Raw genomic sequence first — 13,762 nt, forward strand, 5'->3', positions numbered from 1 at the left:
AAGCTAATAGGTTGTAAGTCTGTTGTTTTAAGCTGTTCTTTCTAAAATAAATAATTGGCTTTTATTAAATAATACACATTGAATTTTAATTTAATAATCATTTATAATGTCCTCAAAAAAATGTTTAAGAATTATTGTTGTCTTATTTTCTTTTACAATAAACTGCTTGTTTTCTCAGAATGCATTTGAAAATTACCAATTTCGGATCGTTGACAATGAGACCTCAAAAAGTGGTATTTATACCATTGCACAGGACCATTTTGGTGTAATGTGGATGGGAACAAACGGTGCAGGTTTGTATAAATATGATGGTGTTAATTACAAAGCTTATGAGCAAAACTCAAACAACAGCAATTCGATCAACAGTAATTTAATTTATGCTGTTTACATGGATAAAAATAAACAGCTTTGGGTCGGAACCGATGAAGGATTGTGTCTTTACAATAGAAATCTGGACTCGTTTGAAAATATAAATCTTAAACAAAAAAGCACGAAAGAAGCGGTTATTTCAGTCAAAAGTATCATCGAAGACAACCATGGCAATCTTTTTTTAGGAACATTTAATAATGGTCTGCTGAAGTTAAATATTAAATCGCACGAGATTTCCAATGTTAAACTTGATGTTTTAAATCCATCCAATTACCTTATAAACTGTTTAGCAAAAGATCATAAAGGAACTATTTATCTGGGAACTAATTCTGGGTTAAAAGTGGTGGATGAGATAAAGAATGAGGTAAAAAAAGTAAAGGCAGAAATAGGAGACCAATTACTTTCGGGGACGATAGTATCGATGGTTTTTGACAGTAGACAAAATTTATGGATCGGCAACGGATACAAAGGACTTGTCAAGGCAGATCTAAATACTCAGTCAAAAAAAGCGGTTTCTTATCCTATTACCAAAAAAAGAATTATGTCAATACTGGCCGCCGACAGTAAAACAATTCTTTGTGCAACAGAAAATGACGGACTAATTATCGTTAACGATCAAGGCATTGTTCAGAAAAAATATGTAAACAGCAAATACAATATTCGCAGTTTAGGCTCAAATTCGGTCTGGTCCTTATTTTTAGACAAAGAAAAAAGAATTTGGCTCGGCTATTATAATAAAGGTTTAGGCGTTTTTGATAAATTAAACAGCAAGGTAAGAGGAATCGAAAGTTTAGCCGGAAATCCACAATCGCTGCAGACTAATTGTGTTACAGGTATTGCCAAAGATAGCGACGGCCGTTTATGGATTTCGATGGAAGGCGGAGGTGTTGATGTTTACAATCCTGAAACCAAAACCTTCAGGCATATTACCAAATCTGATACTGGTTTTTGTTCCGGATTAACCAATGATAATATCACAAAAGTATTTATTGATAAAAAGGAGAACATTTGGCTGTCCAGCTGGAATGAAGGGATTTTTGTTTTAAAAAAAGGAAGCAGAACCTTTATTAATTACAATACAAAAAATACTCCAAATCTTGCCTCCGACAATATTATGAGTATTACCGAAGATTCAAGAGGCGTAATCTGGATTGGAACTTTCTCAAAGGGTCTTCATTATTATACGCCCTCAGACGGGCAGTTTCATCATTGTAATTCTAAGCCCTTTTATACAAACGGAATAGTCAATTTAGACATTAGAAATGTAATGGTAGATTCTGATGATGATGTTTGGGTTGGCTCTACAACAGGTTTGTACAAAGTAAGTACCAAGGATTTTGTTACTTTTTCGGTAACTTCTTTGCGGAATAAAATGTCTGAAAAGCTTAAAAATCATAAGAGTACACATACAATTAATACGTTATATCAGGCCAAAAACAAAGAAATTTGGATTGGTACAGACGGGGCAGGACTATTTAGTTACAATAAAAAAACAGCTGCTCTAAAATGGTATGTAAATTTTAGAGGACTTTATGAAAAATCAATTTCATCTATTGTAGAATCCAATGATGGAGGTATTTGGCTGAGCGGTAAAAAAGGAATTACCCGGCTTGATTTAAAAAATAAAACAACTGTAAATTATTCTATTTACGACGGTCTTCTGGCAAATGATTTTAATAACAATTCTGTTTTAAAAGATGAAAAGGGATTGCTCTATTTTGGCAGTTACGAAGGTTTAAACTATTTTAATCCTTCTAATTTGGTAAAAAGTAAAAAGCAGCTGCCAATTTATTTGACAGATCTTAAGCTTTTTAATAAATCGGTAGGTCCTCTCGAAAAAAATTCGCCTTTAATAAAAGTCTTATCGCAAACAAAAAAGATTATCCTCAGACATGATCAGTCTGTATTTACAATTGATTTTATTGGAATTAATTATTCTTTTCCTGCCAGAAATGAATTTGCGTATTATTTGGAAGGTTTTGAAGATTCGTGGAATTACGTTGGCAATAAACGCTCTGCAACGTACACGAACTTAGCACCGGGAAAATATGTTTTTAAGGTAAAAACTGCCGAAAAAAATGGAGCCTGGAGCCAGAAACCTTTAGAGCTGCAAATTGAAATTTTACCGCCTTGGTGGAAAACATCATTTGCTTATTTATTTTATTCACTTTTGTTATTAGCTGCAATCTATTTTGGAAATCAATATTATCAAAATCGTTTCAAACAAAAACAAATGATTGAGTTTGAAAAGAAAAAAGCAATGCAGATAGAAAAATTAAACAATAAAAAACTGCAATTTTTCACCAATATCTCACATGAGTTTAGAACGCCGCTTACTCTGATCTTAAATCCGTTGGGAGATATACTCAAAAACAATAGTCAGGAGCTGTCAGAAAATGTATTGAATAAAATACAAACCATTCAAAAAAGTTCAGACAGACTTTCAAGATTGATCAATGAGTTAATGGATTTTAATCAGCTTCAATTCAATAAAATGACACTTAAAGTCCAATTGGTCGAAGTAGTGAGTTTTGCAAAAGACATTGTGAGTTATTTTGAAGAAGAAGCTTTTAGCCGAGGCATAAAACTGGAGTTTGAGTCTGATAAAATCAAACTAAAAGATTGGATAGATCCTAAAATGTTTGAGAAAATTATTTTTAATGTAATTTCTAATGCCTTCAAAGTTACTCCGGATAATGGCAGTATTAAGATAAAAATTGCAGTTAAGGATGAGTTAATTCATTTCCCTCTAATAAACGCTTCGAGCCGTAAACCTTCTTTTGAAATTAGTGTTGAAGATACAGGAGCGGGATTAGATAAAAAAGATATTAAAAGAATTTTTGATCGTTTTTATCAGGTAAATAATTTGAATAAAGCTTATTACGGAAGTACAGGCATTGGACTTGAAGTGGTTCGCGGATTTGTCGAATTACATAAAGGAATTATAGAAGTAGAAAGTGAGCTGGGAACTGGAACTACTTTTAAATTGTTATTTCCTATTGGAAAAGAGTTTTTTAACGAAAACGAAATCCATCCAGAGGAATTTAAAAAAGAAAATAAAATTAGTTTTAAACCAATTGTCGAAATAGAAGAGATTTCGTTGCCAGAAGAGCAGGAAAAACAAGATCGAACCTATACAATTTTGATTGTCGAAGATAATGTTGAACTGCGAAATTATTTAAAAAATGAACTAAAAAAAGAATACAAAGTGATCGTTGCAGAAAATGGACAAACAGGTTTAGAATTGGCTTTGCAAAAATTGCCGGATTTAATTCTAACAGATGTAATTATGCCCGTTATGAATGGTTTGGAATTGTGCAAAAACATTAAAGCAAATTTAAAAACCAGTCACATTCCGTTAATGATGCTTTCTGCAAAGGCATTAGTTCAGGATCGACTGGAAGGGATTGATTCTGGTGCAGATCTGTATTTAAGTAAGCCTTTTGATATGGATATTTTAAGATCCAGTTTAATCCAGCTGATTAAAAGCAGGCAGATTATATTTAATAAATTCTACAACGGAATTTCTCCAAATGCCAAAGAAAAAACAACCACATTGGATAATGAATTTATCAAAAGTGTTTTGAATTATATTAATGAAAATATGAGCGAATACAACTTAAGTGTTGAGGTTTTGGCATCGAAAGTGTTTTTGAGCAGAAGCCAGCTGTATCGAAAAATAAAAACATTGACTGGTGTATCAGTAAATGAATTTATAAGAAATGTTCGTTTAGAAAAAGCAAAAGAGTTGATCGAAATCGGTAATGATAATATAACCGAAATCAGTATAAAAGTAGGTTTTAGCTCGCCTTCCTATTTCACGAAGTGTTATAAAGAAAAATACGGAAAGCTGCCGACAGACAACAAATAATAGATTTTTTGAAAAGTGCTTTTTAAGACGGTTTTACAGACCGTCTTTTTTTGGTTTAATTTCAATCTAAAGGTTTTTGTTGGGTTTTATTTTTGTTTATAAATGCAATTTGATCCTAATAGAACAATAAATTAACGCTGTAAGTTAATTTTTAATAATTATTAAATCTATATAAATACTACTTGATTTTTGTTATTTGATTGAAATTTAAGTGTATAAATATTAATATGATATTTATGTTTTCGACGAAAAAAAATAACAAAACATTGATTTTACTCATTTTTGTAATCCTCATGCTACAAATTTGATAGTTTATGCATCATTATTAACAGGCAAAATTTATGTTAACCTTTTATTTTTGAATCACATAACAAAAGAAAATGAGTATTAACAATTTAAAAAATACAGTATGAAATAAAACCAGAATTAGGTATTGCAGTCTACGTTTTAATTCAAATTTTAATGATAACCAGGATACTGTAGACTGATTCAGAATATTATAACAAAACTTACAACCACTTAACTATTTAAACTAATCAAAAAACCAAATTACTATGAAGTTAGTATTAAAATTTGCAATAATCGCATTGCTAACAATCAGCAGTCAAAATGTGATTGCACAAACAAAGACCATACAAGGTACGGTAACGGATCCCTCAGGATTTCCGCTGCCAGGTGCCAGTGTTAATGTAGAAGGTACACAAAATAGTGCCTCAACAGATTTTGATGGTAAATACTCTTTAAAAGGAGTTAATGCTTCAGACAAAATAACGTATTCTTATGTAGGATTGAATTCACAAACTATAGTTGTTGGCGGCAGAAGTGTAATTGATATTACATTAGTCCAAACCACTCAGAACTTAAATGAAGTTATAGTAGGTTACGGTACTCAAAAGAGAACCAAGGTAACTGGAGCAATTTCAACTGTAGGTTCAAAAGATATTGCAGCAGTGCCTATTACAAATGCTGAGTCTGCTTTGCAAGGTAGAGCTGCGGGTGTAACAGTTGTTAATGGCGCACCGGGTTCTAATCCTACAGTTACGATTCGTGGTCTGGCTACAATGGGAAATAGTGCTCCATTATACGTAATTGACGGCGTACTTACAAGCAACTTATCAGGACTTAGTCCAAATGATATAGAATCAATGTCTGTTTTAAAAGATGCTTCTACAACAGCTTTATACGGTTCAAAAGCCTTTAACGGGGTAATTATGGTCACTACCAAAAAAGGTAAAAAAGGACCTGGTCAGCTCAATTTTAGTACTTATATAGGTTCTCAAACCATTACAAAAAGATATGATGTTTTAAATACACAGCAATATCTTCAATATGCTAAAGATTTAGGAAGTGATTTAACAGCAAGAGCTGCCGAATTTGGAAATGTAAATACCAATTGGCAGGATGAAATTTTTCAAACTGGTTTGATGCAGAATTATAATTTGAGTTTCTCAAATGGTACAGAGACTTCGACAGGCCGTTATTCTGCTGAATATTTAAAGCAAGAAGGAGCTGTTATAAATACTGGTTTTGAACGTTACTCTTTTAGAGCAAATAATACTCAGGATATTGGCAGACTGAGAGTAGGAAGCAATGTCGGAATCTCTTTTAGTACAATTAATCCAGAGCGTAATTCAGGAGGAAGAACCTTATTAGAACACGCGATTAAAATGGCGCCTTATTTACCTGTTTACAATGGTACTAATTTAGGCGGATACCAAGGACCCAGCGCTATTGATGGTAATGATGCAGAAAATCCTGTTCGTGTCGCAAATTTAGGATACCAGAAAATTAATAATTTATCTATAATAGGAAATATCTACGCAGAATTAGACATTTTTAAAGGTCTAAAATTTAGATCACAAGTTTCCTTAGATTATTATACAGGCAAGGATCATACTTTTATTCCGAGTTATAGTGATGGTTCTTACCATAAACAAGCATTTTCTACAACTAATGAAACCAATACTCAAGGTCAAACCATTGTTTTTGATAACAGTTTAACCTACAAAACTACAATTGCAGCAAAGCATAATATTGAAGTATTGGGAGTTATCACTAAAATTGATGGAAAGTCACAAAATTTAATAGCCGGAAGCCGTTACAATATTTCAGACGAAATTGATCAGCTGCGCTATAATGAAGGAAATTTGAGTTCTGCAAATTATGTAGAAAAGAATATTGGATACATCGCCCGTATTAATTACGATTATGACGATAAATACATACTGGCTGTTTCAGGACGCAGAGATGCTTCTTCTCGTTTTGGAGCCAATAACCGCTGGGGTAATTTCTACTCCATTGCAGCAGGGTGGAATATAGCCAAAGAAGGTTTTATGGCAAATTCTGTTTTTAGCACGTTAAAACTTAGAGCAAGTACAGGAACAACAGGAAACGACAGAATAGACAATTATCAATACAGTGCTACATTACTGGCAGATTATAATTATCCAATTGGCGGCGGCAATGCGCCGGGAGTTTCTCTGGGAGTTGCTTCGAATCCTGATTTGAAATGGGAGTCTAAAAATGACAGAAACATTGGCTTGGACTTTGGTTTGTTTGAGGATAAGTTTACAGGATCTTTGGAATATTTTAATAGTAAAAGCAGTGATATTCTTTTTGCGGTACCATTATCGGCTTCTGTTGGATCTGCCGGCGGAGGAACTCAAATTCAAAATATTGCCGATGTAAAAGTATCAGGATATGAAATAACGTTAGGTTACAATGACAGAAAAGGAGATTTTACCTGGTCTGCAACGGCTAATTTAGGAACAAGTAAAAACGAAGTAACAAGTTTGGCGCCCGGAGTAACGAGTGTATTAGGCGGGCCAACAGCAAGAGCAGGTTTAGAAAACTTCTCAAGACTGGAAGTAGGACAGCCATTATTCTATTTTTATGGTTATCAGACCAACGGAATTTATCAAAACCAGGCAGAAGTAGATGCTGTTTTTGGACCGGGTCAGACTATTATAAAACCAGGTGATATTAGAATTATTGATCGTGACGGTAATAAAATCATCAATTCTAGTGACAAAACAAATATTGGGAATCCTTATCCGGATTTTACTTATGGTTTGAACATTACGGCAGCTTATAAAAAATTCGATTTTAACTGTTTCATAACAGGAGTTCAAGGAAACGATATTTACAATGCAAATACGTTTGATTTAAAAGGAATGAATCGTTTGTTTAATGCCAGTACAGAGGTTTTAGACAGAGCAGTTGTTGTAAATGGAGTGGTAACAAATCCATCGGCTACTTTGCCTAGAGCACAGGGAGCAGATATCAACTGGTCTTCTGCCAATCAGCGTTATATTGAAGATGGTTCTTATACAAGATTGAAAAATATAACTTTAGGATATACACTCTCTGGAGAAACATTCGACAGTCATTTTTCTAATATAAGATTCTACATAAGCGGGCAGAACCTTATTACGATTACAAAATATTCTGGTTTAGATCCTGAAATTGCGCGTGCAGATACTAATGCAAATTCTGCTGGTATTGATTTAGGAAGATATCCTCAGCCTAAATCAGTGATTTTTGGACTTGATGTTAAATTTTAATATATAAGATGATGAAAAAAATAAAACATATAGTTACAGCATTGTTGGGAGTTTTCGCAATAAGTTCATGTGACACTTCGGAATTAGAATTAACTAATCCAAACACATTATCTCCCGACACTTTCTTTAAAACCGAAGCTCAGGTAGAATCTTCTGTAAATGCAGCCTATGCCAATTTGCAGACAAGAGGTCTTTATGCCAGAAATCTTGCTTTTGCCATGGATCTTATGGGGCAGGATGCAGCAGGAAATCCGCAATTAGAAGGTAATAAAAAACCTTTTCAGGATTTTTCTTTTAATGCAGGAAATGATATTATTCAGTACTATTGGGAATCCTGCTTTTTAGGAATATCCAGAGCTAATTTTGTACTTGAGAATGAAGCTAAAATTAATGCTTTGCCAAATTCAATTTTATCACAAGAGAAAAAGAATAAATTTTTAGGAGAAGCCCATTTTTTAAGAGCCTATTATTATTTTCTTTTAGTGAATCGTTTTGGAAATGTGCCAATTTATAAAGCCGGAACTATTATTGGTGCTGCAAGAAGTCCCAAGGCAGAAGTTTACAATTTGATTCGGGCAGATTTTGAATTCGCTTCTCAAAATTTATTGTCTAAGAGTGCCGAAGTAGTAGGAAGAGCAACTAAAGAAGCTGCTTATGCTTATTTGGGTAAAGTATTGCTCTACGAAAAGAAATACGATCTGGCATTAAATGCTTTAAACAATGTTACCGGATTTAGTCTTGAAGATAAAGGTAGTTTTTATAATAATTTTATGGAAGAAACCGAGCACGGTAAAGAATCAATTTTTGAAGTTGAATTTGATGAAAAAAATGGAACGGGTAACAAATGGGATGATCCGGGAAACAGCGGCGGAACAGGTTTTGCAGAATCGACTCTTAGAGGACAGGAATATGGTAATTTAAGCTGGTACAATGTCTATCCGCCAGACAATTTATTAAATTCTTATGAAGCCGGAGATTTACGTTTTGGAGATACTTTTTATGTGCCGGGTTCCAAATATTTAAATGGAACTAAAACTATGATAGCATCAAATTTTAATACCTCTGCAGGTCTTAGAAAAGCCGGATGGAAAAAATATCAAAACTATTACAAAAAAGAAGACGAGGCCGTACAATCCAGTATTAACTTCAAAGTGATGCGTTATGCAGATGTAATTCTTATGAAAGCAGAATGTGAAAACCAAAGAGATGGAGGTTCTCAAGCAGCTGCAATTGCATATATCACATTAATTCGGGATCGTGCAGGTTTAACCACTTCAATTGTCCCAACAAAAGAAGCTGTTTTTGCAGCAATTGTTCACGAACGCAAAGTAGAATTTGCCGGAGAGCAAAGCCGTTTTGATGATATCATGAGATGGGGCAACGCCAGCGTAGAATTGGCAGGAACTGGTTTTCAAGCTGGTAAAAATGAATTATGGCCAATACCAAACAGAGAAACGTCTTCTAACCCAAATATAAAACCAAGTGATAATAATCCTGGTTATTAAAGGAAGTTAATTTTGTTAGTTTAAGTTAGTATTTTGAGAAACAGCGCATTTTATATGCGCTGTTTATTAATGTATTAGTCTTAATATACTTTTTATCAATTTCAATATTCCTTTTTACTTCAAAAAAAAGACAAAAAAAGCTGCAATTTTCAGATAAATTATTTCAGGCAAATCGGTTTCATTTATTCTATGAAATGTTCGATTTGCAGCAATCCTATTTTCTTTATTCAGTCGCTTTTTAAACGTTCATAATTGATTTTATTCACGAATCAACACCAAATCCATTTTTCAATTTAACCCAAAGGTTTTTCTAAAATATATAAAATGAAATTACGATTTATAACTAATGTCTTGTTATCAGTATTTTTTCAAAGCGCATTTTCACAGACAAATGAAGCGTCTGAAAAAAGAATTCAGCAGTTACTTAATAAAATGACTTTGGAGGAAAAAGTCGGTATGCTGCACGGCAATTCAAAATTTTATACAACAGGAATAGAACATCTGGGAATTCCAGAATGGGCTCTATCTGATGGTCCGCATGGCGTAAGGGCAGAAATGAACCGTCACGACTGGAAGTATACCGGACAAACAGACGACTATTCTACTTGTTTTCCTCCGGGAACTGCAATGGCGGCAAGCTGGAATTTAGAACTCGCAAAACAACGTGGTATCGTTTTAGGCGAAGAAGCTCGTTTTCGCAAAAAAGATGTTTTGCTGGGTCCCGGAATCAATATTATTCGCACGCCTCTCTGTGGTAGAAACTTTGAATATCTTAGTGAAGATCCTTTTCTTATTTCCCAACTTTCTATAAGTTATATAAAAGCTTTACAAACCAAAGATGTTGCTGCCTGTGTAAAGCATTTTGTCGCCAATAATCAGGAACAAAATCGTTTTGTAGTTGATGTCACGATGAGCGAAAGAGCTTTGCGCGAAATCTATCTGCCTGGCTTTAAATCCTCAGTTGTCGATGCCGGTGCATTGGGTGTTATGGGAGCTTATAATAAATTTAGAGGTGAATATTGTACGGAAAATGATTATTTAAGCCGAACGATTTTGCGTAAGGAATTTAATTTCAAAGGCGTTTACATGTCAGATTGGGATGCGGTTCATAGCACAGAGAAAGCAGCTTTGGCCGGTTTAGACTTAGAAATGGGAACCGAAAAAGAAAATTACAATGATTGGTATTTTGCAGATCCTTTAATAAAAGCAGTACAAGAAGGCCGTATAAAAGAAAGTGTAGTTAACGAAAAGGCGGCGAACATTTTGAGAGTCATGATTAAAACTAAAGTTTTGGATTCTAAAACACGTCAAACAGGATCGATCAACACCAAAGAACACCAGCAAGCCGCTTACCGCTCTGCAGTTGAAGCAATTGTTCTTTTAAAAAATGAAAATGTTTTACCTCTAAATATGAGGGCTTTAAAATCAATTGCTGTGATTGGAGATAATGCTGTTCGAAAACATTCCAGCGGAGGTTTTAGTTCAGAGATCAAGGCTTTGTATGAGGTTACACCGCTTGATGCGATAACTGAAAAATACGGAAAGTCTATGCAGGTAAATTTTGCACAAGGATATGAAAAACAATCTCATGTGGTAGAAAGAAGCAGTGACGGACAATTGAATACAGATAAGATTGATTTGAAATTAATTGAAGAAGCTGTGGCTCAAGCCAAAAAATCGGATGCTGCGATTATTTTTGCAGGTTTAAACCATGATTTTGATTCGGAATCATTTGACAGATTACACATGCATTTACCGTATGGACAGGAAAAGTTAATTGAGGAAGTCGCTAAGGTAAATCCTAAAACGATTGTTGTAATTATCGCAGGTTCACCACTGGAACTTGCAAATGTTGCATCTCGTGTGCCTGCTTTGGTTTGGGGCTGGTACGGCGGAATGGAAGCTGGAAATGCTGTAATTGATGTATTGAGCGGAAAAGAATTTCCTTCGGGAAAACTGCCTTTTACGATTCCTGTTTCGTTAAGCCAGTCTCCGGCTCATGCGCTGGGAACCTATCCCGGGCATGATTTAAAAGTAAATTATGATGAGGATATTTTAGTAGGTTACCGCTGGTTTGATACCAAAGGAATTGAACCTCAATATTCTTTTGGTTACGGAATGTCTTACACTTCTTTTGAAATTTCTAATGTTGATGCTGATAAAAAAATCTACAATATTAATGACGAAATTATAGTGAAATTTGACATCAAAAATACCGGAAAATCAGATGGAGCAGAAGTCGTACAATTATATGCCGGTCAAACAAATCCTTCTGTTTTAAGACCTTTAAAAGAATTAAAAGCATTCGATAAAATATTTCTTAAATCGGGAGAGCAAAAAAAAGGGATGTTAAAACTCAAGGTTAAAGACTTGGCTTTTTATGATGAAAAAACAGCAGACTGGAAAATTGAAAAGGACCAATTTGTACTTTATACAGGAACATCAGTAAAAAACATATTAAGTACCATAAAGATTACGGTGCATTAGCTTATAAAAGGTTTTTTCAACTAACAAAAAACGCTGCAATTAGTTTTTTCTTCGTTCTTGTAAATCGCTTTCAATCTCAAATTCCATTTTTTTATCTATAACATAAAAGCACAAAAGCACTGCGCTTATTATAAATATAAATCCTGGATAAATACTAACAGAAAGTTTAATACCTTCTACTGCAGCCGGTACCTGATTGACTTCTTCTGCAACATATCCGTATTTAGATAAAAATGCAGCGCCAAGCGCACCGCCTATACTAATTCCTATTTTTAAACCGAAGAGCATTGCCGAAAAAACAGTTGCAGTTGCTCTTCGGTTATTTTTCCATTCGCTGTAATCTGCGACATCAGCAATCATAGCCCATAATAACGGAATTGTTACTCCATAAATAAGACCATGTAAAAGCTGTGTTACAAAAACCATTGCAATAGCAGTTCTGCTGTAAAAATTAAATAAAAGCAGGCTTACAGCAGACAAAAAAATGAAAATGATATAAATGTTTCTTTTGCCAAAAGAATCAGCAAGCGGTTTAGAAAATAAAATTCCGATAATCATAAAAATAATTCCTCCTGCATTAAAAAGACTGAATGCTGAGGTTGGAGCATCTTGCGGCCACAGAAAATCAACAAATCCCATTGATGACAAGATAGAATTCATTTGAGTAATAAACGAAGTAAAACCAATATCCTTCAAAAAAGCAGCCTGTGCTGCGGCGTCCAAATAATATTTAAAGTAAAAAACATACATGCCGCCTTTTAAGGATAAGGTTATAAATACAAGAATCGTAACAAGCAGCATGACCAGCCATGGGCCATTTTTGCATAAATCTGTAAAATCTTGTTTAACAGAAGATTCCTGATTTTGCGCAGGTATAATCCTCTCTCGTGTGGTAAAAAAAGTAATCAATAAACAAATAACCCCAATAACTGCAAATAACATCATGGTATTTTTAAAACCAACCGCTTTATCGCCGTCTCCAAAAATTAAAACCAGTGGTAATAAAAGAGACTGAATAATAAATTGAGCGACCATTACTGCAACAAAACGGTAGGAGGAAAGACTATTTCTCTCTTTCATATCTCCTGTTAGAACACCGCTCAAAGCAGCATAAGGCAGGTTGTTTGCTGAATAAATCAGAACCAAAAAAAAGTAAGTTAAGAGTGTGTAGGTTATCTTGCCTCCAAGTTCAAAATCTGGAGTTAAAAAAGACAAAACAGCGGCAATTCCAAACGGAAAAGCCGTCCATAAAATCCAGGGTCTAAATTTCCCCCATTTTGTTTGAGTGCGATCTGCAATAACACCCATAATAATATTAAAAAACGCACCGATAAAACCTCCGATAAAAATAATTATACTGGCTGTTCCAGCTGGAATTTTATATACATCAGTATAAAAAAAAGCTAAAAATGTGAGCAAAGTTTGAAAAATCAAATTTGCTGCAAAATCACCTAAACCGTAACCTATTTTTTCTAGTACAGAAAGTTTTTGCGATTTGTTATTCATAAATAATAATGGTTCTTCTTTTAGTTTTTATTGATGATTTGGTTAGAAAACTTTATAGAGTAAGCTGTATTTTTACGTGCCATTTTCTTAAATCTCAATTGTAAAAATAGCTTGAAACTTATTATAAGCTTGTAATTTTTGAAGCCTATATTAACATTTTTGAAGCGTCTTACAGTTATGTCAATTCTATTTGGGCAAAATGATAATTTATGTATTCTTTATTTTTCTTAAAGCTATAAAATTGAAAGGTCTTATTCTTTAAAAATGAAATGGTTTTATACCACTATAAAGCTAATAAAAACTATCGAAGCTGAATCTTAAATGACATTTTTAAGTTTTGTTTTTAATTTTATACAATTGAATAAAATTTTAAAACAACCAGTTGTTTTTTTAGTGTAAAGTCCTTTTGTTGCTGTTTTTATTGCCAAGTTTGTTTTTCAAAATAAACAGACCTATTGTAT

5 protein-coding genes are annotated in these 13,762 nt (G+C 33.7%); 4 read left to right on the plus strand and 1 reads right to left on the minus strand.

Features of this window, described 5'->3' with window-relative positions; all coding sequences use genetic code 11:
* Window positions 1-106: 106 nt before the first annotated feature.
* The 4 genes from B0A68_RS03525 (at window position 107) to B0A68_RS03540 (ending at window position 11,795) form a co-directional block, all read left to right on the plus strand.
* A complete protein-coding gene (locus tag B0A68_RS03525) occupies window positions 107-4,240 on the plus strand; it encodes a hybrid sensor histidine kinase/response regulator transcription factor (RefSeq protein WP_035683323.1) in 4,134 nt (1,377 codons plus the stop codon).
* Between the two features lie 554 nt (window positions 4,241-4,794).
* On the plus strand, window positions 4,795-7,803 hold the full coding sequence (locus B0A68_RS03530) for a SusC/RagA family TonB-linked outer membrane protein (protein WP_035683325.1): 3,009 nt from the start codon (window positions 4,795-4,797) through the stop codon (window positions 7,801-7,803).
* Between the two features lie 8 nt (window positions 7,804-7,811).
* Entirely contained in the window at window positions 7,812-9,308 is a 1,497-nt protein-coding gene (locus tag B0A68_RS03535; RefSeq protein ID WP_051892522.1) for a RagB/SusD family nutrient uptake outer membrane protein, read from the plus strand.
* Window positions 9,309-9,632: 324 nt separating this feature from the next.
* Window positions 9,633-11,795, plus strand: coding sequence for a beta-glucosidase (locus B0A68_RS03540; protein WP_035683329.1), 2,163 nt, complete (start codon window positions 9,633-9,635; stop codon window positions 11,793-11,795).
* A gap of 39 nt (window positions 11,796-11,834) precedes the next feature.
* On the opposite strand, the gene B0A68_RS03545 is transcribed toward B0A68_RS03540, so the two are convergent.
* Complete coding sequence (locus B0A68_RS03545; protein ID WP_035683331.1) at window positions 11,835-13,301, minus strand: MFS transporter; 1,467 nt, start codon at window positions 13,299-13,301, stop codon at window positions 11,835-11,837.
* Between the last annotated feature and the right edge of the window lie 461 nt (window positions 13,302-13,762).

This window comes from Flavobacterium reichenbachii (assembly GCF_002217435.1).
Lineage (GTDB): Bacteria > Bacteroidota > Bacteroidia > Flavobacteriales > Flavobacteriaceae > Flavobacterium > Flavobacterium reichenbachii.

Coding starts and splice junctions, on each gene's coding strand:
- B0A68_RS03545 (WP_035683331.1), bottom strand. CDS start 13,301: ATGAATAACAAATCGCAAAAACTTTCTGTACTAGAAAAAATAGGTTAC.
- B0A68_RS03525 (WP_035683323.1), top strand. CDS start 107: ATGTCCTCAAAAAAATGTTTAAGAATTATTGTTGTCTTATTTTCTTTT.
- B0A68_RS03540 (WP_035683329.1), top strand. CDS start 9,633: ATGAAATTACGATTTATAACTAATGTCTTGTTATCAGTATTTTTTCAA.
- B0A68_RS03535 (WP_051892522.1), top strand. CDS start 7,812: ATGATGAAAAAAATAAAACATATAGTTACAGCATTGTTGGGAGTTTTC.
- B0A68_RS03530 (WP_035683325.1), top strand. CDS start 4,795: ATGAAGTTAGTATTAAAATTTGCAATAATCGCATTGCTAACAATCAGC.